Source organism: Mesorhizobium shangrilense (assembly GCF_040537815.1).
Lineage (GTDB): Bacteria > Pseudomonadota > Alphaproteobacteria > Rhizobiales > Rhizobiaceae > Mesorhizobium > Mesorhizobium shangrilense.
This window is the reverse complement of the sequence record NZ_JBEWSZ010000001.1, coordinates 3595603-3620419: the sequence shown is the minus strand read 5'-3', so window position 1 is coordinate 3620419 and position 24817 is coordinate 3595603. Positions and strand designations below refer to the sequence as shown.

23 protein-coding genes and 1 pseudogene are annotated in these 24817 nt (G+C 62.9%); 16 read left to right on the top strand and 8 right to left on the bottom strand.

Features of this window, described 5'->3' with window-relative positions:
* The first annotated feature begins 29 nt into the window (after window positions 1–29).
* The 4 genes from ABVQ20_RS17675 to ABVQ20_RS17660 all read left to right on the top strand — a co-directional run bounded on the left by ABVQ20_RS17675 (window position 30) and on the right by ABVQ20_RS17660 (window position 4510).
* Complete coding sequence (locus tag ABVQ20_RS17675; RefSeq protein ID WP_354462203.1) at window positions 30–1094, top strand: ABC transporter substrate-binding protein; 1065 nt, start codon at window positions 30–32, stop codon at window positions 1092–1094.
* Window positions 1095–1390: 296 nt separating this feature from the next.
* Window positions 1391–2335 (top strand): Bug family tripartite tricarboxylate transporter substrate binding protein, encoded by a 945-nt coding sequence (locus ABVQ20_RS17670; protein ID WP_435528373.1) that lies wholly within the window; start codon window positions 1391–1393, stop codon window positions 2333–2335.
* Complete coding sequence (locus ABVQ20_RS17665; RefSeq protein ID WP_354460791.1) at window positions 2332–2817, top strand: tripartite tricarboxylate transporter TctB family protein; 486 nt, start codon at window positions 2332–2334, stop codon at window positions 2815–2817. Before ABVQ20_RS17670 ends, ABVQ20_RS17665 begins: the two co-directional genes overlap by 4 nt.
* Window positions 2818–2995: 178 nt before the next feature.
* Entirely contained in the window at window positions 2996–4510 is a 1515-nt protein-coding gene (locus ABVQ20_RS17660) for a tripartite tricarboxylate transporter permease (protein WP_354460790.1), read from the top strand.
* A 34-nt stretch (window positions 4511–4544) separates the two neighbouring features.
* Here the strand turns inward: ABVQ20_RS17660 and ABVQ20_RS17655 are convergent, their stop codons facing one another.
* Window positions 4545–4709, bottom strand: a complete 165-nt coding sequence (locus tag ABVQ20_RS17655; protein ID WP_354460789.1) for a hypothetical protein — start codon at window positions 4707–4709, stop codon at window positions 4545–4547.
* 366 nt (window positions 4710–5075) lie between these two features.
* Here ABVQ20_RS17655 and rimP point away from each other — a divergent pair, with 366 nt between their 5' ends.
* The 9 genes from rimP to ABVQ20_RS17610 all read left to right on the top strand — a co-directional run bounded on the left by rimP (window position 5076) and on the right by ABVQ20_RS17610 (window position 16357).
* Window positions 5076–5708, top strand: a complete 633-nt coding sequence (rimP, locus tag ABVQ20_RS17650) for a ribosome maturation factor RimP (protein ID WP_354460788.1) — start codon at window positions 5076–5078, stop codon at window positions 5706–5708.
* A gap of 48 nt (window positions 5709–5756) precedes the next feature.
* Complete coding sequence (gene nusA, locus ABVQ20_RS17645; protein WP_354460787.1) at window positions 5757–7352, top strand: transcription termination factor NusA; 1596 nt, start codon at window positions 5757–5759, stop codon at window positions 7350–7352.
* Window positions 7353–7390: 38 nt separating this feature from the next.
* Window positions 7391–8041 (top strand): RNA-binding protein, encoded by a 651-nt coding sequence (locus tag ABVQ20_RS17640; RefSeq protein WP_354460786.1) that lies wholly within the window; start codon window positions 7391–7393, stop codon window positions 8039–8041.
* Window positions 8038–10662, top strand: a complete 2625-nt coding sequence (gene infB, locus ABVQ20_RS17635) for a translation initiation factor IF-2 (protein ID WP_354460785.1) — start codon at window positions 8038–8040, stop codon at window positions 10660–10662. Before ABVQ20_RS17640 ends, infB begins: the two co-directional genes overlap by 4 nt.
* Before the next feature lie 110 nt (window positions 10663–10772).
* The gene (gene rbfA, locus ABVQ20_RS17630; protein WP_354460784.1) at window positions 10773–11183 is read left to right on the top strand and encodes a 30S ribosome-binding factor RbfA; all 411 of its coding nucleotides are present in this window, start codon (window positions 10773–10775) and stop codon (window positions 11181–11183) included.
* On the top strand, window positions 11183–12160 hold the full coding sequence (truB, locus tag ABVQ20_RS17625; protein ID WP_354460783.1) for a tRNA pseudouridine(55) synthase TruB: 978 nt from the start codon (window positions 11183–11185) through the stop codon (window positions 12158–12160). The genes rbfA and truB overlap by 1 nt, the downstream gene beginning before the upstream one ends.
* 206 nt (window positions 12161–12366) lie before the next feature.
* Window positions 12367–12636: a 30S ribosomal protein S15 gene (gene rpsO, locus ABVQ20_RS17620; RefSeq protein ID WP_006337962.1), complete on the top strand. Its 270-nt coding sequence runs from the start codon at window positions 12367–12369 to the stop codon at window positions 12634–12636.
* A 441-nt stretch (window positions 12637–13077) separates the two neighbouring features.
* Window positions 13078–15225, top strand: a complete 2148-nt coding sequence (gene pnp, locus ABVQ20_RS17615; RefSeq protein ID WP_354460782.1) for a polyribonucleotide nucleotidyltransferase — start codon at window positions 13078–13080, stop codon at window positions 15223–15225.
* Window positions 15226–15337: 112 nt separating this feature from the next.
* A complete protein-coding gene (locus tag ABVQ20_RS17610) occupies window positions 15338–16357 on the top strand; it encodes a class I SAM-dependent methyltransferase (RefSeq protein WP_354460781.1) in 1020 nt (339 codons plus the stop codon).
* 18 nt (window positions 16358–16375) lie between these two features.
* Here the strand turns inward: ABVQ20_RS17610 and ABVQ20_RS17605 are convergent, their stop codons facing one another.
* From ABVQ20_RS17605 to fabA, 4 genes are all read right to left on the bottom strand, one after another.
* Window positions 16376–17926, bottom strand: a complete 1551-nt coding sequence (locus ABVQ20_RS17605; protein ID WP_354460780.1) for a putative bifunctional diguanylate cyclase/phosphodiesterase — start codon at window positions 17924–17926, stop codon at window positions 16376–16378.
* A gap of 85 nt (window positions 17927–18011) precedes the next feature.
* Window positions 18012–18824, bottom strand: a complete 813-nt coding sequence (fabI, locus tag ABVQ20_RS17600; protein WP_354460779.1) for an enoyl-ACP reductase FabI — start codon at window positions 18822–18824, stop codon at window positions 18012–18014.
* Window positions 18825–18855: 31 nt separating this feature from the next.
* A complete protein-coding gene (gene fabB / locus ABVQ20_RS17595) occupies window positions 18856–20076 on the bottom strand; it encodes a beta-ketoacyl-ACP synthase I (protein ID WP_354460777.1) in 1221 nt (406 codons plus the stop codon).
* A 31-nt stretch (window positions 20077–20107) separates the two neighbouring features.
* Window positions 20108–20626, bottom strand: a complete 519-nt coding sequence (gene fabA, locus ABVQ20_RS17590) for a 3-hydroxyacyl-[acyl-carrier-protein] dehydratase FabA (protein ID WP_354460776.1) — start codon at window positions 20624–20626, stop codon at window positions 20108–20110.
* 241 nt (window positions 20627–20867) lie between these two features.
* Between fabA and irrA the strand changes: the two genes are divergently transcribed.
* Complete coding sequence (gene irrA / locus ABVQ20_RS17585) at window positions 20868–21299, top strand: iron response transcriptional regulator IrrA (RefSeq protein WP_354460775.1); 432 nt, start codon at window positions 20868–20870, stop codon at window positions 21297–21299.
* A gap of 10 nt (window positions 21300–21309) precedes the next feature.
* Window positions 21310–21668, top strand: a pseudogene (locus tag ABVQ20_RS17580) (DUF4260 domain-containing protein).
* A gap of 67 nt (window positions 21669–21735) precedes the next feature.
* Here ABVQ20_RS17580 and ABVQ20_RS17575 read toward each other — a convergent pair.
* Window positions 21736–22293: an SH3 domain-containing protein gene (locus ABVQ20_RS17575; protein ID WP_354460774.1), complete on the bottom strand. Its 558-nt coding sequence runs from the start codon at window positions 22291–22293 to the stop codon at window positions 21736–21738.
* A 158-nt stretch (window positions 22294–22451) separates the two neighbouring features.
* Between ABVQ20_RS17575 and ABVQ20_RS17570 the strand changes: the two genes are divergently transcribed.
* On the top strand, window positions 22452–23453 hold the full coding sequence (locus ABVQ20_RS17570; RefSeq protein ID WP_354460773.1) for a 2-hydroxyacid dehydrogenase: 1002 nt from the start codon (window positions 22452–22454) through the stop codon (window positions 23451–23453).
* Between the two features lie 67 nt (window positions 23454–23520).
* Here the strand turns inward: ABVQ20_RS17570 and ABVQ20_RS17565 are convergent, their stop codons facing one another.
* Both ABVQ20_RS17565 and ABVQ20_RS17560 read right to left on the bottom strand, forming a co-directional pair.
* Window positions 23521–24009: a GNAT family N-acetyltransferase gene (locus ABVQ20_RS17565; RefSeq protein WP_354460772.1), complete on the bottom strand. Its 489-nt coding sequence runs from the start codon at window positions 24007–24009 to the stop codon at window positions 23521–23523.
* Window positions 24010–24013: 4 nt separating this feature from the next.
* Window positions 24014–24769, bottom strand: a complete 756-nt coding sequence (locus ABVQ20_RS17560) for a molybdopterin-synthase adenylyltransferase MoeB (RefSeq protein ID WP_354460771.1) — start codon at window positions 24767–24769, stop codon at window positions 24014–24016.
* Window positions 24770–24817: the final 48 nt, after the last annotated feature.

Sequence of the window (24817 nt, the reverse complement as noted above, 5' to 3'; positions counted from 1 at the left end):
TCGGACAGGTGATGCATGTTCCCGCGACAATGCGCATGGCCATCCTCACCGCTGTTGTCTGTCTTTCGGTGCCCGCATGGGCCGAAATTACTGTATTTCCGGCGCTGGATGGTCGCACGGAAGCTCGTTCGCTGGTCGTCTATTCCTCGCTTGATGCCCCCTTGGCCAAGCCGATGATCGAGGGTTTCCAGAAGGCCAACCCCGATGTTGCCGTGCGCTATGAGGAATTGCTGACGACCGATATCTACGATCGGGTTATCGCCGAGACCGATGCCGGCAAGGGCACCGCCGACATCGCTTTCTCCTCGGCCATGGACCTTCAGGTCAAGCTGGCCAATGACGGCTACGCCCAGGAGAGCCGGCTGCCGCTGTCGGATCGCTGGCCGCGCTGGGCCAACTGGCGCGATACCGCCTATGCCTTGACCTTCGAGCCGGCTGTCTTCGTCTACCACAAGCCGAGCTTCAAGGATGCGCCGCCACCAGCCACACGCGGTCAGTTCGTCGATTTTCTCAAGGCCCAGGGTGACAAGGTCCACGGCCGTATCGCCACTTACGACATCGAGCGCTCGGGCGTCGGCTTCATGTTCATGGCGCGTGACCAGGAGCAGTATCCCGACATCTGGTCCGTGATCCGCTCGATGGGCGCGGCCGGCGTCAAGCTTTACTCGACCAGTTCCGCCATCCTGGAGCGCATTGCCGACGGACGTTTCGTGCTTGGCTACAACATCCTGGGTTCCTACGCAGCCGACTGGGCGGCGAGACATCCCGATGTCGGCATCGTCCTGCCCAAGGATTATACCGTGGTGATGTCGCGTATCGGGCTGGTTCCCGCGGCCTCACGTTCGCCGGATCTCGGGCGCCGCTATCTCGAATATTTCATGTCGGCCGAGGGCCAGACGGTGATGGCGCGCGAACTCCAGATCGCCGCCCTCAATCCCGATGTCTCGGGCCAGAACACCGCGAACAGGATGCAGGAGGTGCTCGGCGCGCAACTGCGCCCCGTGCCGGTCAGCCCGGGGCTCATGGTCTACCTCGATCAGGTCAAGCGCACACGCCTCATCGAGCGATGGAACGAAGCCCTGCGCAGCCCTTGAGCGGCAGCCTGGCTCCAACTTTATGCGCCAGTGTCAGTTTGATGTCAGCTTCCTGCGCTAGGGAGGACAGGCCCATCCGTTGGAGGCGGTAAGGCTCGGAAAGTTCGGGAGGACTTCGATCACATTTTTCGCCAGCAAACCGACAGCGATCGCGCTGGATCGGGGCAGGAAGATGTTGCGCGAGTGCAGGCCGAAACGCCTGCTGTTTCTCTCGTCATGTCCGGGACGCAGGCCAGCGCAGGCTTCGAGACTGTGAATGCATTGCCCCATGCGTGGGCAGCAAGGGAGGAACGGCAGTGAAACAGTTCACTTTGGCAGCCATCATCACCGGCATGCTCGCCCTGCCGGCCATGGCGGCCGACTACAAGATCATGGCTCCGGCGGCACCCGGCGGCGGCTGGGACCAGACGGCACGTTCCATGCAGACCGCGCTGCAGGATGAAAAGATCTCGGGCAGCGTCCAGGTCAACAACGTCCCAGGCGCCGGCGGCACCATCGGCCTTGCCCAGTTCGTCAACCAGGCCAATGGCGATCCGGCCCAGCTCATCGTCGGCGGCTATGTCATGGTCGGCGCTATCCTGACCAATGCGTCGCCGGTCACGCTCGACCAGGTCACGCCCATCGCGCGCCTGACCGGCGAATATGAAGCGCTCGTCGTGCCCGCTGCTTCCGACATCAAGGACATGGCCGGCCTCGTTGCCAAGCTCAAGGCCGATCCCGGCGCGGTGTCATGGGGCGGCGGCTCGGCCGGCGGCACCGACCACATCACGGCGGGCCTGATCGCCAAGGCCATTGGCGTCGATCCCACCAAGGTCAATTATATCGCCTTCTCGGGCGGCGGTGAGGCGCTGGCGGCGATCCTGGGTGGCCAGGTGACGGTCGGCATCTCCGGCTATGGCGAATTCGAATCCCAGATCAAGGCTGGTCAGCTCCGCATCATCGGCATTTCCAGCGACGCCAAGGTCGACGGCATCGACGCGCCGACCTTCAAGGAAGGCGGCGTCGATGTCGCCATCCAGAACTGGCGCATGGTTGCCGCCGCCCCAGGCCTCTCGGCCGACCAGAAGGCCGCGGTGGTCGCTGACGTCGACAAGATGGTCCAGTCGGCCTCCTGGCAGAAGATCCTCGCCGACAAGGGCTGGGCGAACACCTATCTCGCTGGCGACGACTTCACCGCGCAGCTGAAGAAGGACACGGACGCGACCGCGGCGATCCTGAAAGACATCGGCCTGGTGAAATGAGCCAGGCGACCCATCATGACGCGAAGCGCCGCCCCGACTGGGCGGCGCTTGTCATCGCGGCGGCCCTGGCGGTCGTTGCCGTGGTGATCGCGTGGAGCACCGCCAGCCACGGCACCGGCGCCAGCTATGCGCGCGTTGGCCCGACCACCATGCCCTACGTCATTGCGGTGGCGTTCGGCGGCCTGTCGATCTGGACCGCCTTCGAGGCGTTTCGCGGCGAATTCCCGGAACGCGAGCATCAGGAACTCAGCCCGATCCTTTGGATCGTCGGCGGCCTCGCCGCCCAGATGCTGTTGCTCAAGGTCGCCGGCTTCTCGATTGCCACGGGCCTGCTCTTTGCCGCGACCGTGCGCGCCTTCGGCAGGGGGCCGTTGTGGAAGACCATACCCATCGGCATCGCGCTGTCATTCGTGATCTGGATTATATTCGCCAGGGGACTGCAGCTCTCGCTGCCCGCCGGCCTGCTCGAACATCTGTTCTGATGCATGTCGCCCAAAAGTGCGCAGCGGTTTTGGGACAACGACATGCATGAAACCTAGTCCATGTCGCCCAAAAGTGCGCAGCGGTTTTGGGACAACGACATGCGCAACAAAGACTTGAAGCGTGTCATCCGTTCAAACGCGACGCGCTTTATCGCGATTTATGGGAGCTCGTCTCTGAATGGACACCTTTGGTCTGCTGGCGCAGGGGCTGCTGACGGCTCTTGAGCCGATGAACTTGCTCTACGCGTTGATCGGCGTCACGCTCGGCACCGCCGTTGGCGTCCTTCCAGGCATAGGGCCGGCCCTGACGGTCGCGCTGCTGTTGCCGGTCACCTACAAGCTTGATCCGGCGGGCTCGCTGATCATGTTTGCCGGCATTTATTATGGCGGCATGTATGGTGGATCGACCACATCGATCCTTCTCAACACGCCGGGCGAAAGCGCCTCGATCGTCACGGCGCTCGAAGGCAACAAGATGGCGCGCGCCGGGCGCGGCGGTCCGGCACTCGCCACCGCCGCCATCGGCTCGTTCGTGGCCGGGCTGATCGCCACGATCGGCCTCGCCTTCATCGCGCCAACCGTGGTCCAGATGGCGCTGTCCTTCGGACCGGCCGAGTATTTTGCGCTCATGGTGCTGGCTTTCATGACCGTGTCGGCAGCGTTTGGTGATTCGACGCTGCGCGGCCTGACCGCGCTGTTCATTGGCCTCGCCCTCGGCCTGATCGGCATAGACCTGCAAACCGGCCAGGCGCGTCTTGTCTTCGGCGTTCCCGACCTTCTCGACGGCGTGGAGGTGACGACTCTGGCCGTCGCCCTGTTTGCCGTCGGCGAGGCGCTGACCGTCGCGGCCGGCAAGGGTGGCGACACCACCATCCAGGCCATCAAAGGCTCGGTCTGGATGACGCGCGAGGACTGGCGGCGTTCATGGAAGCCGTGGCTGCGTGGCACAGCCGTCGGCTTTCCGATCGGCGCGATGCCGGCCGGCGGTGCCGAGATCGGCACCTTCCTGTCCTATTCGATGGAAAAACATCTGGCGGAAAAGCCCGAAGAGTTCGGTCATGGCGCGATCGAAGGCGTCGCGGGGCCGGAAGCGGCCAACAATGCCTCGGCCGCCGGCACGCTTGTGCCGCTGCTGACGCTCGGCCTGCCGACGACGGCCACGGCCGCCATCATGCTGGCCGGCTTCCAGCAGTTCGGCCTACAGCCAGGCCCTTTGCTGTTCGCCACCAATCCGCAACTCGTCTGGGGATTGATCGCGAGCCTGCTGGTGGCCAATCTGATGCTTCTGGTGTTGAATCTGCCGCTGATCGGCGTCTGGGTGCGGCTGCTGACCATCCCGACGCCCTGGCTTTACGCCGGCATCCTGCTGTTTGCGACGCTCGGCACCATCGGTGCCAATCCATCGACTTTCGAACTCGGCATGCTGCTGGCGTTCGGCCTGCTCGGCTATGGGCTGCGCCGATTCGGCTACCCGATCGCCCCTGTCGTGGTCGGGCTCATCCTGGGGCCGATGGCCGAGCAGCAGTTGCGCCGCGCGCTTGCAATCAGCCAGGGCGATCCGTCGGTCCTGCTGGGATCGCCGATTGCGATTGCCTTGATGCTGCTGGCAGCCACTGCGGTTTTGCTACCGCTCTACCTGCGCGCCAGAGGCAGGGGCAAGGTGCTGACCCAACTGGGCGCCACCGAGGACTGAGCACACGGAATCATCCGCGCGAAAGGGGACAGGCTTAGTAGCGGCGGATGCCGTCGAAATGCTCCGGATTGATGCCGAGCTTCACGAGATCATGATTCTTCGGGCGGTGGCCACGTTCGATGGCCGCGGCCGCGGAGACTGCGCTGCCAAAGGCGCGCACCAGGTCACCAATACGGCCAAGGGGTTTGTAGGAGTTCATGTTCATCGTCCTCTTTAGGTGGATATCTGGGCCGTAGGTAGGTATCGCCAGGCAAAGCGGTAGAGACGCATATGCATGCTTGCCATGCAGCCGCCGCATGATCAGCCAATCGACCACGGGCGCGCTGCCGGCCGGAGGACTTGAAAGGGACGCGGTATTCGTCTATATCAGCTTCAAATTCTTGGTCGGTATGACGAAGAGTGGGTCCACCCGGTCCCGCTCTTTTTTGTTACCTGCCGGGCGCATCTGACCGAAAAGTGCGAAGCGGTTTTCGGATGGTTCCGATGCGCAAGCTGAGAACAGGCAAGGGGAGACACCCGTTTCGGATGACTCCCAACGGCCCACGAATCGAACGACAGGAATGGAATGACTGCAACGGCAACCGAGGGCGACGACCGCATCATCCGTGAAAGCGGCATCGATGCACGCATCGCGCAGATCGTGCAACCGGTGCTGCGCGGCATCGGCTTCCGCCTCGTGCGGGTGCATCTGTCCGGGCAGAACGGCCTGACATTGCAGATCATGGCCGAGCGCGACGACGGCACCATGACCGTCGAGGATTGCGAAGAGGTCAGCCGCGCGGTGTCGCCGGCGCTCGACGTCGATGATCCGATCGAAAAGGCGTATCATCTTGAAGTGTCGTCGCCGGGCATCGACCGGCCGTTGGTCCGCAAATCGGATTTTGTGACCTGGACCGGCCATCTGGTGAAGATGGAAACCTCGATCCTCGTTGCCGACCGCAAGCGGTTCAAGGGCAAGATCGCCGAAGCCGGTGAAGACGATGTGCTCATCGAGCGCGACGTGGCGGCCTATGGCCAGGAACCGACGGTGCGCGTGCCCTATGATGCGATCGCCGACGTAAGGCTGATCCTGACCGACGATCTCATTCGCGATGCGTTGTCGAAGGACAACCGGGAACGCAAGGAAGCGAAGAAACGCCGCGGCGAACCCGATGATGCACCCGAGGGTGCGGAAGACGAAACCGAACAGGAACTGTGATTGGGCTGCCGGGCATGAACGCTCGGCAACAAGCTCGGGAGAAATAAGATGGTTGTAAGCGCCAACAGGCTTGAACTGCTGCAGATCGCCGACGCGGTCGCGCGTGAAAAGTCGATCGACAAGTCGATCGTCATCGCCGCCATGGCTGATGCGATCCAGAAGGCCGCGCGCTCGCGTTACGGCCAGGAAACCAATATCCGCGCCGACATCAACGCCAACACCGGCGAGATGAAGCTGCAGCGGCTGATGGAAGTGGTCGAGAAGGTCGACGACTATGCCACGCAGATCGCCATTTCCTCGGCCCGCGAGCGCAATCCCGACGCGCAGCTCGGCGACTTCATCGCCGAACAGCTGCCGCCGATGGATTTCGGCCGCATCGCCGCCCAGTCGGCCAAGCAGGTCATCGTGCAGAAGGTGCGCGAAGCCGAGCGCGACCGCCAGTACGACGAATACAAGGATCGCATCGGCGAGATCGTCAACGGCACCGTCAAGCGCGTCGAGTACGGCAACGTCATCGTCGATCTCGGCCGTGGCGAGGCGATCATCCGCCGCGACGAGCTGATCCCGCGCGAGAACTACAAGTATGGCGACCGCGTCCGCGCCTATGTCTATGACGTGCGCCGCGAACAGCGCGGCCCGCAGATCTTCCTGTCGCGTACCCATCCGCAGTTCATGGCCAAGCTCTTCACCATGGAAGTGCCGGAAATCTACGACGGCATCATCGAGATCAAGTCGGTCGCCCGTGACCCGGGTTCGCGCGCCAAGATCGCCGTCATCTCGCGTGACTCTTCGATCGATCCGGTCGGTGCCTGCGTCGGTATGCGCGGCAGCCGCGTCCAGGCGGTCGTCGGCGAATTGCAGGGCGAGAAGATCGACATCATTCCGTGGTCGCCTTCGGCCGCGTCCTTCATCGTCAACGCGCTGCAGCCGGCGGAAGTCGCCAAGGTCGTGCTCGACGAGGATGCCGAGCGCATCGAAGTCGTGGTTCCCGACGACCAGCTGTCGCTGGCCATCGGCCGTCGCGGCCAGAACGTGCGCCTCGCTTCGCAGCTCACCGGCTGGGACATCGATATCCTGACCGAGGCTGAAGAATCCGAGCGCCGCCAGAAGGAATTCGTCGAGCGCTCGTCGCTGTTCATGGAAGCGCTCGATGTCGACGAAATGGTCGGCCAGGTGCTCGCCTCCGAAGGCTTCACCAGTGTCGAGGAAGTCGCCTATGTCGATTCGAGCGAAATCGCCTCGATCGACGGCTTCGACGAGGACACAGCTTCCGAGATCCAGACCCGCGCCCGCGAGTATCTGGAGAAGATCGAAGCCGAGCATGACGACAAGCGCAAGGCGCTGGGCGTCACGGACGAGTTGCGTGAAATTCCCGGCATCACCACGGCAATGATGGTGACGCTCGGCGAGGACGGCGTGAAGACGATCGAGGATTTCGCCGGCTATGCGGCTGACGACCTGACTGGCTGGAAGGAACGCAAGGACGGCGAGACGAAGGTCTATCCGGGTGTGCTCGCCAGCCACGGCGTGTCGCGCGCCGATGCCGAGCAGATGGTTCTGGCCGCCCGCCTCAAGGCTGGCTGGATCACCGAAGACGAGCTTGTGGCCGAAGACGTTTCGGCTGACGAAGCCGTTGGTGCGTGAGGTGAAACCGCATCGCACCGAACCCGCCCCTGGACGAGATGAACGATCGCACCTGCATCGTCACGCGCCGACAAGCCGAACCGGATGAACTGATCCGTTTCGTCGTCGGCCCGGATTCGGTCGTCGTTCCCGATCTCAAGAGAAACCTCCCCGGCCGTGGTTGCTGGGTGACCGCCGACCGCCTACATATCGACAAGGCGGCGGCGAAGAACCTGTTTGCTCGCGCATTCAAGGCGCAGGTGACCGTACCGCCAGATCTTGGCGGCATGGTCGACGGGCTGCTTTCCAGATCCGCTTTGGGTATGCTTGGCCTTGCCCGCAAGGCGGGCGCGATTTCGCTTGGGGCCACCAAGGTCGAGAGCGCGGTTCGTAGCGGGCTGGCGCTTTTCGTGCTTCATGCGGCCGAGGCGTCCGATGATGGGGTGCGCAAGATCAGCCAGGCGCGACGGGCAACCGTCCATCTCGGCGGACCTGCAACGCTTGCTTACAAACTTTTCTCCGAGGCCGAGTTGAGCTTGGCATTGGGGGGTACAAATGTGATACATGCTGCCGTTCTCGCGGGAGACGCGGGCAGGGCGGTCCTGAAGCGCATGGTTGCGCTCGACCGATATCGGGGCGGTACCCCGGACGATCTTGCAATGATTGCGGCTGTTGCTGACGAAGATGATGCCGCAGAGGATATGGAATGAGCGATACGAAATCGGGCGACGATAAGACGTTGAGCGTTACACCGAAGAAGACCTTGACGCTGAAGCGCCCCGGTATGGAACAGGGCACTGTGCGCCAGAACTTCTCGCATGGCCGCACCAAGGCGGTCGTGGTCGAGACCAAGAAGCGCAAGTTCTCCATGCCCGGCGACAAGCCGGAGCCGGCTGCTGCCGCGCCTGTGTCCGTCTTCACGCCGAAGCCACCGGTCGCACCCGCGCCTGCGCCCGCGCCAGCGCCGACCCCCGCGCCGGCGCCCGTCGTCATGCAGGAAGCGCCCAAGGCTCCGCCGCCGCCTCCGCCGCCATCAAGGCCAGCCGAACGCGGCGGCATGGTGCTGAACGAGCTGTCGCGCAGTGAAATGGAAGCGCGCCGCAGGGCGCTTGAAGGCTCGAAAGTTCGCGAGGTCGAGGATCGCCAGCGCGCGACCGAGGAAGCCAAGCGCCGCGCCGAGGACGAGGAGCGCCGCAAGCGGGAGCGCGAGGAATCCGCACGCCGTCAGGCAGAGGAAGAGGCGCGCCTCCAGACCGAGGCCGAGTCCCGCCGCCGCGCCGAGGAAGAAGCACGCCGCCGCGCACCGCAGGCAGCGGAACTGGCAACCGTCGACGACGAAGAAGAGGTCAAGCCGAAGCGGGCTGTGGCCGGCGCACCGGTGCGCCGTCTGGTCACGCCCGAAGTGGCGCGTCCGGCCAAGCCGACCAAGAGCGAGGAAGACCGTCGCCGTGGCAAGCTGACGCTGAATTCCGCATTGTCCGACGAGGACGCGCGGGCTCGTTCGCTGTCCTCGATGCGTCGCCGCCAGGAAAAATTCAAGCGCGCGATGCATAATGAGCCGCGCGAGAAAGTCATGCGCGAAGTGATCCTGCCAGAGACCATCACCATCCAGGAACTGGCGCAGCGCATGTCCGAGCGCGCCGTCGACCTGGTCAAGTTCTTCATGAAGCAGGGCCAGATCCTGAAGCCGGGCGACGTCATCGACGCCGATACGGCCGAGCTGGTCGCCACCGAATTCGGCCATACGGTTCGCCGCGTCGCCGAGTCCGACATCGAGGAAGGCCTGTTCAACATCGCCGACCGGCCAGAGGATCTGGTGTCGCGTCCGCCGGTGGTCACGATCATGGGCCACGTCGATCACGGCAAGACCTCGCTGCTCGACGCCATCCGCAATGCCAATGTCGTCTCCGGCGAGGCCGGTGGCATCACCCAGCATATCGGAGCCTATCAGGTCGAGAAGAACGGTCACAAGATCACCTTCATCGACACGCCCGGCCACGCCGCCTTCACGGCGATGCGTGCACGTGGCGCCCAGGCAACCGACATCGCCATCCTTGTGGTGGCGGCGGATGACAGCGTGATGCCGCAGACGATCGAGTCGATCAGCCACGCCAAGGCAGCCGGCGTTCCGATCATCGTGGCGATCAACAAGATCGACAAGCATGATGCCGATCCGCAGAAGGTGCGCTCGGAACTGCTGCGTCACGAAGTCTTCGTCGAATCCATGGGCGGTGAAGTGCTGGACGTCGAAGTGTCGGCAACCAAGGGCACCAATATCGACAAGCTGCTCGAGGCGATCCTGCTGCAGGCCGAAATCCTCGACCTCAAGGCCAACCCTGACCGCACCGCCGAAGGTGTCGTCATCGAAGCCCAGCTCGACAAGGGCCGTGGTCCGGTCGCCACCGTCCTGGTGCAGACCGGCACGCTCATGCCCGGCGACATCCTTGTTGCCGGCAATGAATGGGGCCGGGTGCGCGCGCTGGTCAACGATCGTGGCGGGCAGGTCAAGGAAGCGCCGCCGGCAATGCCGGTCGAGGTGCTCGGCCTTCAGGGCACGCCGCAGGCGGGCGACCGTTTCGCTGTCGTCAACAACGAGGCCCGTGCTCGCGAGATCACCGAATATCGCCAGCGTCTGGCGCGCGAGAAGGCGGTTGCAAAGCATGCCGGCCAGCGCGGCTCGCTCGAACAGATGATGTCGCAGTTGCAGACAAGCGGGCTGAAGGAATTCCCGCTGGTCATCAAGGGCGACGTGCAGGGCTCGATCGAGGCGATCAACGCGGCCCTGGACAAGCTCGGCACCGACGAAGTGCGTGCGCGCATCGTCCATGCCGGCGCTGGCGGCATTACCGAAAGCGACGTGTCGCTGGCGGAGACGTCGGGCGCCGCGATCATCGGCTTCAACGTTCGCGCCAATGCACAGGCGCGTGCGGCCGCAGCGGCCGCTGGCATCGAGATCCGCTACTATTCCATCATCTACAACCTCGTGGATGACGTGAAGGCAGCCTTGTCGGGCCTGCTGTCGCCGGAGCGTCGCGAGACCTTCATCGGCAATGCGCAGATCCTCGAAATCTTCGACATCACCAAGGTCGGCAAGATCGCCGGTTGCCGTGTCACCGAAGGCAAGGTGGAGCGTGGCGCGGGCGTACGCCTGATCCGCGACAACGTCGTCATCCACGAAGGCACGCTGAAGACCTTGAAGCGCTTCAAGGACGAAGTCTCGGAAGTCCCGGGCGGCCAGGAGTGCGGCATGGCCTTCCAGAACTACGAGGACATGCGCGTCGGCGATATCATCGAGTGCTTCCGCGTCGAGATGGTAACCCGGACGCTCTGAGTTCGAGTATCTTGCTGAGACCGGGCGGTGGTCGAGAGACCGCCGCCCAAAACATATGAGACATGCGGCGCGGTCCTATCCCACGCCTCACGCTTTCAGGATTGAGAAAAATGCCCCGTCCAACCACATCAAGTCCATCCCAGCGCATGCTGCGCGTCGCCGAACAGGTGCGCCATGCCCTGTCCGAAACCTTGCAGCGCGGCGAGATCATCGATCCGCTGATCGAGAACACTGTGGTTTCGGTCTCGGAAGTGCGCATGTCGCCCGACCTGAAGGTCGCCACGGCCTTCGTCTCGCCGCTCGGCGCCAAGGATACCGATGCCGTGGTGGCGGCGCTGAACAAGCATGCGAAATTCGTGCGGGGCCGCGTCTCCGGTGCGCTCCGGCAGATGAAGTTCATGCCTGAGTTTCGCTTCAAGCTCGACACCTCGTTCGACAATTTCGCCAAGATCAACACCTTGCTGAAGTCGCCCGAAGTTGCGCGCGATCTCTCCGAGGACGACGACAAGGACACTGAATAGTGGGGCGCCGCGGCAAGAAGAAGGGTCGGCCGATTTCGGGCTGGCTGGTACTGGACAAGCCGGTCGGCATGGGTTCGACCGAAGCCGTCTCCAAGATCAAATGGCTGTTCCAGGCGGACAAGGCCGGCCATGCCGGCACGCTTGATCCCCTGGCGTCCGGCATGCTGCCGATCGCGCTTGGCGAGGCCACCAAGACCGTGCCCTACGTGCAGGACGGCGCCAAGATCTATCGTTTCACGGTTGCCTGGGGCGAGGAGCGCTCGACCGACGATCTCGAAGGCCCGGCGACCAAAAGTTCGGAGCAACGCCCCTCCGAGACGGATGTTCGTGCGTTGCTGCCAAAATACACCGGCGTCATCATGCAGACGCCGCCGCAGTTCTCGGCCATCAAGATCGCCGGTGAACGCGCCTACGATCTCGCCCGCGAAGGCGAGACGGTCGACATTCCAGCGCGCGAAGTCGAGATCGGCCGTCTGGAGATCATCGAGCATGGCGCCGACCACACCATTTTCGAGATCGAATGCGGCAAGGGCACCTATGTGCGCTCGCTGGCCCGCGACATGGGTCGCGACCTCGGCTGTTTCGGCCATATTTCCGAACTCCGCCGGGTCGAGGTCGACCCGTTCACAGCCGAGGATTTTGTCACGCTGGCCGAACTCGAGGCCGCTCGTTTTGGCAAACCAGGCGATGAACCCGCGGAATCGGTGGAGGCGGATGACGCAGTAGACGTGCCCGTCGACTTCAGCGCCATCGACGCGCTGCTGGTCGATACATCCGCCGCACTCGACTGCTTGCCGCAGGTCGCGATCAGCGATGATGCCGCGACCAAGATCCGTCTCGGCAATCCGGTGATCATCCGTGGTCGCGATGCCCCGGTCGAAGCCGAAGAAGCCTGCGCCACGGCACGCGGCAAGCTTGTGGCCATCGGCGCCATCGAGCAGGGCATGTTCAAGCCAAAGCGGGTTTTCGCCGGGTGATTGTCCGTAATCCTGCATCATCTTGCCCCGCATGGCTGTCCGGAAGCCCGCGTGAAGCCGGCTTGTGAATTGGGCTGGCGTTTTCCGGGGAATTGCACTATATGCGCCGCAGCATAGCGCCTTGACGCCTTGCTTGCACCGGCCCCTGCTGGACGACATCCCGGCTGAGGGCGTCCCGTTTCCTCGAACAGATAAGGAAAAACACGATGTCGATTACTGCCGAGCGCAAAAAAGAATTGATGGGTGAATTCGCAACCGCCAAGGGCGATACCGGGTCTCCGGAAGTCCAGGTGGCCATCCTTTCCGAGCGCATCAAGAACCTGACCGACCACTTCAAGGACCACAAGAAGGATAACCATTCCCGCCGTGGTCTGCTCGCTCTCGTCTCCCAGCGCCGTAGCCTGCTTGATTATCTCAAGCGCAAGGACGACGCGCGCTACCAGACGCTGATCGAGAAGCTCGGTCTGCGCCGCTGACGAATTGACCGGCGGGTTCTCTTCGGAGGGCCCGCCGGTCGCGCATTGGAGCATCGGGCTGAAAGGCGCGACGCGATCTTCAAGACAAACCAATGCACGAATGAAGCATGGAGCGCGCCGCAAGTCTGAACGGACATGCAAAGGACGCTCCGGTAATTTGAATTTGCGTGTGATTACGTCCGAAAACCTCAGGTTTTCGAGATCATGTGCAAGACCGATCGCATCGATCGGCAATTCGGTTCCGCGGCGGCACAGGGCTGCATCGGAACCGCCCATGGACAGTCATGGGGCAGGATTGCAGGACGCTCGCGCGGCCACCGCGCCCGACTTATCGAGCTTCCCGCTGTCTTGCCCGTGACTGGTCCGCAAAGGAAGCCAGGGGGAAAGGGCATCCGCGCACGGTGAAACGGCGCGGCCCTTTCCGCATACAAAGGACAAGATATGTTCAATTACCACAAAGTGGAAATCGAGTGGGGCGGCCGTCCGCTCATCCTGGAAACCGGCAAGATCGCCCGTCAGGCTGACGGCGCCGTGCTTGCCACCTACGGCGAGACCAAGGTTCTCGCCACCGTCGTCTCGATGAAGGAGCCGAAGCCAGGTCTCGATTTCTTCCCGCTGACCGTCAACTATCAGGAAAAGACCTACGCCGCCGGCAAGATCCCGGGTGGATATTTCAAGCGCGAAGGCCGTCCGAGCGAGAAGGAAACGCTGGTTTCCCGCCTCATCGACCGCCCGATCCGCCCGCTTTTCGCCGCCGGCTACAAGAACGACACCCAGATCGTCGTCACCGTTGTGCAGCATGACCTCGAGAACGATCCGGACATCCTGTCGATCGTCGCCACCTCGGCGGCGCTGACGCTGTCGGGCGTTCCTTTCATGGGCCCGGTCGGCGGTGCTCGCGTCGGCTACATCAACGGCGAATACGTGCTCAACCCGCACATCGACGAGATGCAGGAATCCAAGCTCGACCTCGTCGTCGCCGGCACCGCCGACGCCGTGCTGATGGTTGAGTCCGAAGCCAAGGAACTTGGCGAAGAGCTGATGCTCGGAGCCGTCATGTTCGGCCACAAGGGCTTCCAGCCGGTCATCGACGCCATCATCAAGCTGGCCGAAGTTGCCGCCAAGGAACCGCGCGATTTCACCGCGCCGGACTATTCCGCGCTTGAAGCCGAGATGCTGAAGATCGTCGGCGACGAACTCAGCTCTGCCTACAAGAATGTCGACAAGCAGAAGCGCTACGCCGCCGTCGACGCCGTCAAGGCCAAGGTCAAGGCAGCGTTTGCCCCGGCCGAAGGCGAAGAGGCCAAGTACACGTCCGAGCAGATCGGCTCGGTATTCAAGGAACTCCAGGCCAAGGTCGTGCGCTGGAACATCCTCGACACCGGCTCGCGCATCGATGGTCGTGACCTCAAGACCGTCCGCAAGATCGTCTCCGAAGTTGGCGTCCTGCCGCGCACGCACGGTTCGGCGCTGTTCACCCGCGGCGAGACCCAGGCGCTGGTCGTTGCCACGCTAGGCACCGGCGAGGACGAGCAGTATGTCGATTCGCTGACCGGCATGTACAAGGAGAAGTTCCTCCTTCACTACAACTTCCCTCCCTACTCCGTCGGTGAGACCGGCCGCATGGGTTCGCCGGGTCGCCGCGAAATCGGCCACGGCAAGCTCGCCTGGCGCGCTATCCGCCCGATGCTGCCGAGCGCTGACCAGTTCCCCTACACGCTGCGCGTCGTCTCGGAGATCACCGAGTCCAACGGTTCATCGTCGATGGCCACCGTCTGCGGCACCTCGCTGGCGCTGATGGATGCCGGCGTTCCGCTGGCGAAGCCCGTCGCTGGTATCGCCATGGGCCTGATCAAGGAAGGCGAGCGCTTCGCCGTTCTCTCCGACATCCTTGGCGACGAGGATCACCTCGGCGACATGGACTTCAAGGTCGCCGGCACCGCCAACGGCATCACCTCGCTGCAGATGGACATCAAGATCGATGGCATCACCGAGGAGATCATGCAGATCGCGCTTGGCCAGGCCAAGGACGGCCGCCTGCATATCCTCGGCGAAATGGGCCATGCGCTCTCCGGCGCGCGCTCGGAACTCGGTGAGTTCGCACCGCGCATCGAGGTCATGCACATCCCGACCGACAAGATCCGCGACGTGATTGGTTCGGGCGGCAAGGTCATCCGCGAGATCGTCGAAAAGACCGGCGCCAAGATCAACATCGAGGACGACGGTACGGTCAAGATCGCTTCGTCGAACGCCAAGGAGATCGAGGCGGCCAAGAAGTGGATCCACACCATCGTTGCCGAGCCGGAAGTCGGCGAGATCTACGAAGGCACGGTCGTCAAGACCGCCGACTTCGGCGCCTTCGTCAACTTCTTCGGCCCGCGTGACGGCCTCGTCCACATCTCGCAGCTTGCCAACGACCGGGTCGCCAAGACCTCCGACGTCGTCAAGGAAGGCGACAAGGTCTGGGTCAAGCTGATGGGCTTCGACGAGCGCGGCAAGGTCCGCCTGTCGATGAAGGTCGTCGACCAGACCACCGGCAAGGAACTCGCCCGCGACAAGAAGACCGAAGGCGAAGAAAACGCCGCCTGAACAGGCTGATAGTGTAATCGAAGCGGGCGCGCCGTAAGGTCGCGCCCGTTTTCTTTTTGGAGCACAACGGGATTTTCCGTTTTTGCTGCGGTGGATCAGGTGGGATCAAGGAATGTCCGGCGAAGCGACGAAGACACTGTTCCATCCATTCGAGGCGCAAGCCATCTCGATGCCGGGCAAGGGCGAGTGCGCTCTCTTCCTGGGCGCGGAACCCGGCTTTCGGCTGCCTGACGGCTTCGAGGCCGAAATCCATCTGGTACAGGGCTTCCGACCCTATTTTCGGGCGCTGCAGACATCCGGCCGGATCATCACGCCGCAAGGCGAAGGCACGGGTTTCGATGTGGCGCTCGTGCTTGCCGGGCGCCATCGCGGACAAAACGAACTGCGTATCGCGGAAGCGCTTGAGCGTGTGGCGGCCGGTGGGTTGGTCGTTGTCGCTGGCGGCAAGGATGAGGGCATCGCCAGCCTGCGCAAGCGTCTCGGCGAGCTTGTGCCGCTTGACGGCCATATGCCGAAATACCACGGCACCGCCTTCTGGTTTCGCCGTCCGGCGGATGCCGTGGCCGCCGCCACGCTTCGCGCCGCCAATCCCGCTCCGCGGGTCGACGGCCGTTTCACGACAAATCCCGGCATGTTTTCCTTCGACCGGATCGATGTCGGTTCGAAACTGCTGGTCGATAACCTGCCTGCCGACCTGCGCGGCCACGTCGCTGATTTCTGCTCTGGCTGGGGTTATCTGGCGGCGGAGACGTTGGCGCGGTCACCGGCCATCTCCGCGATTGACCTGCATGAGGCTGACTTCGCTTCACTGGAAGCGGCAAAAGCCAATCTTGCGGATGTCGCCCAATCGGTTGCAAGAAATTTCTTCTGGGTCGATCTGCTGAGCGAGCCGGTTGAGCGGCGCTACGATGCCATCGTCATGAACCCGCCATTCCATCGCAGCCGCGCGGCCGAGCCCGAGATTGGTGCCGGCATGATCCGCGCGGCGGCGAAGGCCTTGAAGCCGGGCGGGCGGCTGTTCATGGTCGCGAACCGCCAGTTGCCCTACGAGCCGGTGCTGGCGGCGGCCTTCTCCAGCCATGCCGAGATCGCCCGAGACGGCATGTTCAAGGTGCTTTCCGCGCGCCGCTGAAACGGCGCCGCGGCGGCCTCAATGCATGTTGGCGACGAGAAGCTCGCGAGCGCCTTGCGCTGCGTGCACCTCGCGAAGCCCGATCTTGAGCGGTGCCGGGCGGCCGAACAGGTAGCCCTGGACCACTTCGCAGCCGGCGGCCCGGAGCAGTGTCGCCTGGTTCTCGGTCTCGACACCTTCAGCGATGATACTGACGCCGAGCGCTCGTGAAAGTCCGACGATGGTCGAGACGACCGCGCCCGAGCTCGAATCCGTGTCGATACGGCTGACGAAGGAGCGATCGATCTTCAGCTTGCCGAACGAAAAGTCGATCAGGTAGCTGAGGTTGGAATAGCCGGTGCCGAAATCGTCGACGGCGACCGAAATGCCCATCTCGGCAAGCTGGCGCAGGATGATCGCGGCGCGGTCGCGGTCCTGCATCATCGCCGTCTCGGTCACTTCCAGCTCCAGCCTGGACGGCTTGATGCCGGTGCTTGCCATCGTGTCGCGCACGATGCCGACGAAATCCCTGGTCATGAACTGCACCGGAGAGATGTTGACGGCGACGAAACAGTCATCCGGCAGATGCCGGGCATCGCTACAGGCCTTGTGCAACACCCACTCGCCGATGGGACCGATCATGCCGGTTTCCTCGGCGATCGGAATGAACTCCATCGGCGGTATCATGCCGCGTTCCGGATGGTTCCAGCGGATCAGCGCCTCGTAGCCAATAACCCGGCCGGTCGGTAGGTCGAGTTGCGGCTGATAGTGGAGGTCGAAGTCGCCCCGATCGAAGGCTGTGTTCAGCTCGGATTCGATCCATTGGCGATGGTCGGCGACCCGGCCCATGTCGGTGTGGAAGATCGACCAGTTGCCGACACCGCCGGCGCGCGCATTCTGCAGCGCCAGATTGGAGCGGCGCAGGATGAGCACAGGATCGACGCCGTCCTTGGGCATCGCAACGATGCCCACCGACAGGCTGACCGATTGCAGGTGGGAACTGAGCTGATAGGGCTCCATCATCTCGTCGATGATCTTCTCGACGGTGCCTTCCATCGATCCCTGGATTGCAAGGTCGGGCAGCAGCACCGCGAACTCGCCGGCGCCGATGCGCCCGATCACCGCGCTCTCGGGCAGGCAGGTCTTCAGTCGCTTCGTGAAGGCGCGGATCAGTTCGTCGCCCTGGCTGTAGCCGATTGCGTCGTTGATCTGCTTGAAGCGGTCGATGTCGATGTCGATGAGATACACCGGTTCACCGGTCTTGCTGGTGGCGCACGCGGCTTCGGCGATCTTGCCGACCATCGCCGGTCGTGCCAGCAGGCCGGTCAGCTTGTCGAAATGGGTTTCCTTGAAGACATATTCCGCCGATTCATCGACGCCGGCAAAGAACGACAAGGAGGCACCCGCGGCGGCTAGCGCGCAAAGGGCGGCCATGATGCAGATCATCGTGCTCACCGGCATGCCGGCAAGGTTACCGCCGAAGCTGTACTTCAGGCCCCAGAGGCCGAGAACGAAGCTGCCCATTCCCGAGCTTGCGATGGTCAGCAGCCGGAATATCGGTGTTCGCTTCGGGTTACCGACAGCTTGCATTACAAAAGTCCCCAGTGCGGGGCTTTCTAACGGACTTCTCCTTAAAATGAGTTTCCGTCAATGCATATAATTTTACTGGATAAGACTATTCCCGTCCGCCGTCGGTCTGCTTCAATTCGTCGAGGGTCGGCATCGAAACAATATGATAGCCGGAATCGACATAGTGGATTTCGCCGGTGACGCCGGAAGACAGATCGGACAGGAGATAAAGGGCCGAACCGCCGACCTCGTCGATGGTCACCGTGCGGCGCAGCGGCGAGTTGCGCTGCTGGTAGGAGAACATGTGGCGTGCATCGGAAATCCCCGCGCCAGCGAGCGTGCGCACCGGTCCGGCGGATATGCCGTTCACCCTGATCCCGCGCGGACCGTAGTCGTTGGCGAGATATCGCACGCTGGCTTCCAGGCCGGCCTTGGCGACGCCCATGACGTTGTAGTTGGGCATGACACGGACGGATCCAGCATAGGTCAGCGTGATCATCGAGCCACCGTCTTTCATCAAGGCGGCGGCATGGCGGGCCACTTCGGTGAAGGAATAGCAGGAGATAACCATGGTGCGGACGAAATTGTCACGACTGGTGTCGGCGTAGAGGCCTTTCAGCTCGTTCTTGTCGGAAAAGCCGATGGCGTGGACGATGAAGTCCAGCCCGCCCCAGCTGTTTCCCAGGGTCTCGAAGGTGGCGGCTACCGATGCGCTGTCCTCGACGTCACAGGGAATGATCTGGGACGCACCAAGCTTCTCGGCGAGCGGCTTGACCCGGCGCCCGAAGGCGTCGCCCTGATATGTAAAAGCGAGTTCCGCCCCATGTTCGGACAGTTTTTTGGCAATGCCCCAGGCGATCGAATGATCGTTGGCGACGCCCATGACAAGCCCGCGCTTGCCCTTCATCAATCCGTCCATGGCCGGCAATCCTTCTACAAAAACGCTGGCCTTATGCGGAATAGCGCTGGAAAACGAGCGTTGCGTTGGTGCCGCCGAAGCCGAACGAGTTCGACAACACCGTGTCGATCTTGGCGTTGTCGATGCGCTTCCGCACGATCGGCATGCCCTCGAATTCGGGATCGAGGTTCTCGATATGAGCGCTCTCGCCGATGAAGCCGCCTTGCATCATCAGGATCGAGTAGATCGATTCCTGCACACCGGCGGCGCCCAGCGAGTGGCCGGTCAGCGATTTCGTCGAAGTGATATGCGGCATGTCTTGGCCGAACACCTCGCGGATGGCGCCCATTTCCTTGGAGTCGCCGACCGGCGTCGAGGTGCCGTGCGTGTTGATGTAGTCGACCGGTCCGGACACTGTCGACAAGGCCTGCCGCATGCAACGAATAGCGCCTTCGCCAGAGGGCGCCACCATGTCGTAGCCGTCAGAGGTCGCACCATAGCCGACGATCTCGGCGTAGATCTTGGCGCCGCGCGCCTTGGCGTGTTCGAGTTCTTCCACAACCAGCACGCCGGCGCCGCCGGCAATGACGAAGCCGTCGCGGTTGACGTCATAGGCGCGTGAGGCGGAAGACGCCCGGTCGTTGAACTTCGACGACATGGCGCCCATCGCGTCGAACAGGTCGGACATCGTCCAGTCGAGATCCTCATGACCGCCGGCAAAGACCATGTCCTGCTTGCCCCACTGGATCAGTTCGTAGGCATTGCCGATGCAATGTGCCGAGGTCGAACAGGCCGACGAGATCGAATAGTTGACGCCGTGGATCTTGAACCATGTGGCAAGCGTCGCCGATGCGGTCGACGACATCGCCTTAGGTACGGCGAACGGACCGATGCGCTTGGGGCTGCCGTTCTTGAGCGTGGTCTCGGCCGCTTCGACAATAGTGCGGGTGGACGGTCCGCCCGAGCCCATGACGATGCCGGTGCGCTCGTTGGTGATGTCGCTCTCGCCAAGGCCCGCGTCCGCGATCGCCTGATCCATGGCGACGTGATTCCAGGCAGCACCCTTTGACAGGAAGCGCATCGCACGACGGTCGATCATTTCGGACGGGTCGAGCGTCGGTGCGCCCCAGACCTGGCAGCGGAAGCCATGTTCGGCAAAGGAATCGGAGAAGCTGATGCCGGATTTGGCATCGTGGAGCGAGGTCTGCACCTCGTTGGCATTGTTGCCGATTGACGACACAATGCCGAGGCCTGTGACTACGACCCGTCTCATGGGCTGCTCCTTCCAGAGTGTCCGGTGACGATCAGGCGACCGCCGACTGCTTTGACAGACCCACTTTGAGATCCGTCGCCGAGTATATGGGCTCGCCATCGGCCTTCAGCCAGCCATCGGCAATGCCGAGCACCAACCGTCCGCGCATCACACGCTTGAAGTCGATGCCGTATTCCACCTTCTTGACCGAGGGCGTCACCATGCCCTTGAATTTCACTTCACCGGTCGACAGCGCCATCCCCTTGCCAGGCTCGCCGAGCCAGCCAAGATAGAATCCGGTCAGCTGCCACATGGCGTCCAGCCCCAGGCATCCCGGCATGATCGGGTTGCCGATGAAATGGCAAGCGAAGAACCACAGGTCCGGCTTGATGTCGAATTCGGCCCGGATGAACCCCTTGTCGAACGCGCCGCCGGTTTCGCTGATCTCAGTGATGCGGTCGAACATCAGCATCGGAGGATAGGGCAACTGGGCGTTTCCCGGCCCGAACAGCTCGCCGCGGGCGCAGGCAAGCAATTCCTCATATTCGTAGCTGGATTTCGAACCCGCCATCAACTCGTCCCCGTAATCGTCCCGGGCGGTAGTGCGCCCTTGTCGTTGGTTTCCTAACACAATCTGTTTCCGGCCGGAAACCGGCGTTTGCGCTTAACCCGCCCGTCTGCCCGGGTCAATGCGCGCTATTGATCGTATTCAGCCGACAGAATATATGTCAGCGGGTGTCCGGTTCAGGCAGAGGCCCTTATTTTGCCACTCTGGACGTGTCTTGGGGCGGAAGTAAGGGCTCGACAAACAGATGGATCTGGGCAGCCGGAAGGAAGATGTCGCTGTGGACAAGCGGGTTCGCGAAGCAGGCTTGAGGCCGACACGTCAACGCATCGCGTTGGCCGATCTGCTTTTCGCCAAGGGCGACCGCCATCTTTCAGCCGAGGAACTACATGAGGAGGCGATCGCCGCCGGCGTGCCCGTATCGCTGGCCACGGTCTACAACGCCCTTCATCAGTTCACCCAGGCGGGCCTGCTGCGCATCCTGGCTGTCGAAGGGTCGAAGACCTATTTCGACACCAACACCTCGGACCACCACCATTTCTACATCGAAGGCGAAAACCGGATCTTCGACATCGCCGATGGTCCGGTGACGGTCACCAATCTGCCGGAGCCGCCGGAAGGGATGGAGATCGCCAATGTCGACATCGTGGTGAGGCTGCGCCCGAAACGCCGCGATTGATCCGCACGCGATGAAATCCCTGAATTTGACGGTCCGGCTCGAATGGGCCGTTGTCGCGGTGGCCGCCATCGCATTCTACGCGGTCGGCGGCAGTTCCTGGTGGCTGTTTGCCCTGCTCATCCTGGCTCCGGACCTGTCGATGCTCGGCTATCTCGCCGGGCCTCGGGTGGGCGCTATCAGCTACAACGCCCTGCACATCCTGATCCGCCGGTGCTGCTGCTGCTCGCGGGTCACTTCGGCGGCAGTGCGATCGCAACGACGATCGCCTTGATCTGGATCGTCCACATCGCCATCGATCGCGCGCTGGGTTACGGCCTCAAGCTTCCGAGCGGTTTCCAGGACACACATCTCGGCCGTATCGGCCGATAGACGATCCCATGGATCGAATCTGGTTTTCTCGAATGCTCATGCCCTTGGAGATAAAGCAGGGGCCGGATCAGTCCTTGACCCGCTCACCCGGATAGGCGCCCCATACAAGCGACTGCGCGAGCCAGCCGGTATGGCCCTCGAAAGTCATTTCGCACCACTGACCATTGCAGGACTTGATCGAGCCCATGACGCCGGGCTCGATGATGGCGACCACCCTCGCGCCGTCTTGCGGGCTGTTGAGCAGGTTGATCTTGGCATCCTTGCCGCGCTGCCAGGGCGAGACGATGGCTGTGCGCTTGCCTGAAAGCAGCGACTGGTTGATCCAGCCCTCCGACCCGTCGGCATCGCGTACGCGGCGCCAGGTATCGAATTCCTGGATGATTTCCATTGGCAGGCCGGCCTTCATGTACATCCAGTCGACAGAATAGTTGGCGCCAGGGCCAACGCGCGAATTGACGCGGCCGGATTTCAGGCTGACGAATCGCGGCAGTGGCAGACCGCTCGGTCCAAGCGTGATGCTCTGCGCGGGCGCGGCCGCGCCCTGCGCCGCCACGACCGGGGAATAGACGAGAGCGCCAAGACATGCTGCGCTGAAGGCCATGCGAAGCGACGCGTAACCAGACACTTTCGTTCCTTTCGGCGCCGGACTGTTGGCCATGGCGCCCCTTTTTCTTTGTCTTCCGCGGAACCGCTTGTTACATGGGTAACTGGCACCGCGACCAGTTTTCAGTTTCGCCTGTCTTGGTTAAAGAGGTCTCAACGAGATCGGGGTACGAGGAAACAATGGCAGGCAAAAAGAAGCCTCTCGTCGTCATCACGCGCAAGCTGCCGGACCCCGTGGAGACCCGCATGCGCGAGCTGTTCGACGCGCGGCTCAATGTCGAGGACAGGCCGATGACGCAGCCCGAACTGGTGGCGGCGGTCAAGGAAGCGGATGTTCTGGTCCCCACCGTGACAGATCATATCGATGCGGCGCTGATTGCCCAGGCGGGCGAGAATCTCAAGCTGATCGCCAATTTCGGCAACGGCGTCGACAAGATCGACGTGGCGGCGGCGGCCAAGAAAGGCATCACCGTCACCAACACGCCGAACGTGCTGACCGAGGATACCGCCGACATGACCATGGCGCTGATGCTGGCTGTGCCGCGCCGGCTGGTGGAAGGCGCCAGTGTCCTGACCGGTGACAAGAAATGGGCCGGCTGGTCGCCAACCTGGATGCTCGGCCGGCGCATCTGGGGCAAGCGGCTCGGCATCGTCGGCATGGGCCGAATCGGCACCGCCGTTGCCAGGAGGGCAAAGGCCTTCGGCCTATCGATCCACTACCACAACCGCCACCGCGTCCTGCCGGCGGTCGAGGACGGGCTGGAGGCGACCTATTGGGAAAGCCTCGATCAGATGCTTGCCCGCATGGACATCATCTCGGTCAATTGCCCGTCGACGCCGGCGACCTTTCATCTGCTTTCGGCGCGGCGGCTGGCCCTGCTGCAGCCGACGGCCTACATCGTCAACACGGCGCGCGGCGACATCATCGACGAGGAATCGCTGGTCAAGCTGATCCAGGACGGCAAGATCGCCGGCGCCGGCCTCGACGTCTACGAGCACGAGCCAGCGTTGAACTCGAAGCTGCTGAAGCTCGCCGCCAAGGGCAAGGTCGTGCTGTTGCCGCATATGGGATCGGCGACGCTCGAGGGCCGCATCGACATGGGCGAAAAGGTCATCATCAACATCAGGGCCTTTTTCGACGGCCACCGCCCCCCTGACCGGGTGTTGCCGCTGCGGACGTGACCTTGCCACGATTGCGTCGCCTTGCCGGAATCGTCCAATCGTATGACGCTTGAAGGTTAGCGGGAGCTTATATAAACGTCTTGCGCATGGTGATCGAGGTGGGCCGGCTGTAGCCCTCATGCGCGGTGCGTTCGGTTTCACGAAAGCCCATGCGGGCAAACACCGCATGATTGGCGGTCAGTTCGATCCGCGTCTCAAGTTCGATGGCCGCCTTGCCGCAGTCGCGGGCAAGGCGTTCGGCAGCCAGCATCAATTGCTTGCCGATGCCTTGGCCCTGCCGCTCAGGTTCGACCGCGAGCTTTCCGACATAAAGATCATCAGGCCTTTCCCGAACAAAGACGCAGCCGACAATCCTGCCGTCCTGCAACGCCGCGAAGCCTGTCTCGTGCGTGGCCTTTTCCCTGAGGCCCGCCACGGTGAGCCGGTGCGCCGAGGACGGTGGGTCGATGACGCCGTTCATCGAGGCAAAGGCGCGGAGGATAAGCGCCAGCACATCGTCCCAGCGCTCGAAATCGGCCGGAAGCCTAACAATGGAAACGCTCGCAGGCCCGCCCATGGGGTCAGTTTCTCTTGTAGCGGATCGTATCGAAGCGCGCGGCCAGCGCATCGTAAAGCAGCAGTCGGCCGACCAGAGGCTCGCCGATGCCGGTGATCAGCTTGATCGCCTCCATTGCCTGTAATGTGCCGACGACACCGGTCAGGGCGCCGAGAACGCCGGCCACCGCGCAGGACGGCACCAGGCCGGGCGGCGGCGGCTCGGGGAAAAGATCGCGATAGGCTGGGTTTAGCTTGCCATCCTTGCCGGCTTCGAACGGTTTCAGCACCGTCACCGAACCATCGAAGCGGCCGACGGCGGCATGCACGAGCGGCCGTTTCTCCGTCGAGCAGGCATCGGCCACCGCATAGCGCGTTTCGAAATCGTCGGAACCGTCGGCGACGACGTCATAGCGGGCGACGAGGGCCGCCGCGTTGTCCGCGGTCAGCCTGAATGTATGCGTTTCGACAGTGGTGTTGGGATTGATGCGGGCGATTGCTACCTTGGCGCTGTGGGTCTTCAGCATGCCGACCGTGTCGGTGCCGTGAATGACCTGCCGCTGCAGGTTGGAAAGCGAGACGACGTCGTCGTCGACGATGCCGAGCGTGCCGACGCCTGCGGCGGCAAGGTATTCGAGCACCGGCGCTCCCAGCCCGCCCGCGCCGACGACCAGCACCCGTGCCTGTTTCAGCTTCTGCTGTCCCGCCCCGCCGATCTCGGGCAGAACGATGTGACGGGCGTAGCGTTCGATTTCTTCGGCGGTCAATGCGGTGGGGGTCATTGCCAGACCATATAGCGGCGGAAAAACCTTGTCAGGGGTTCATCGGCG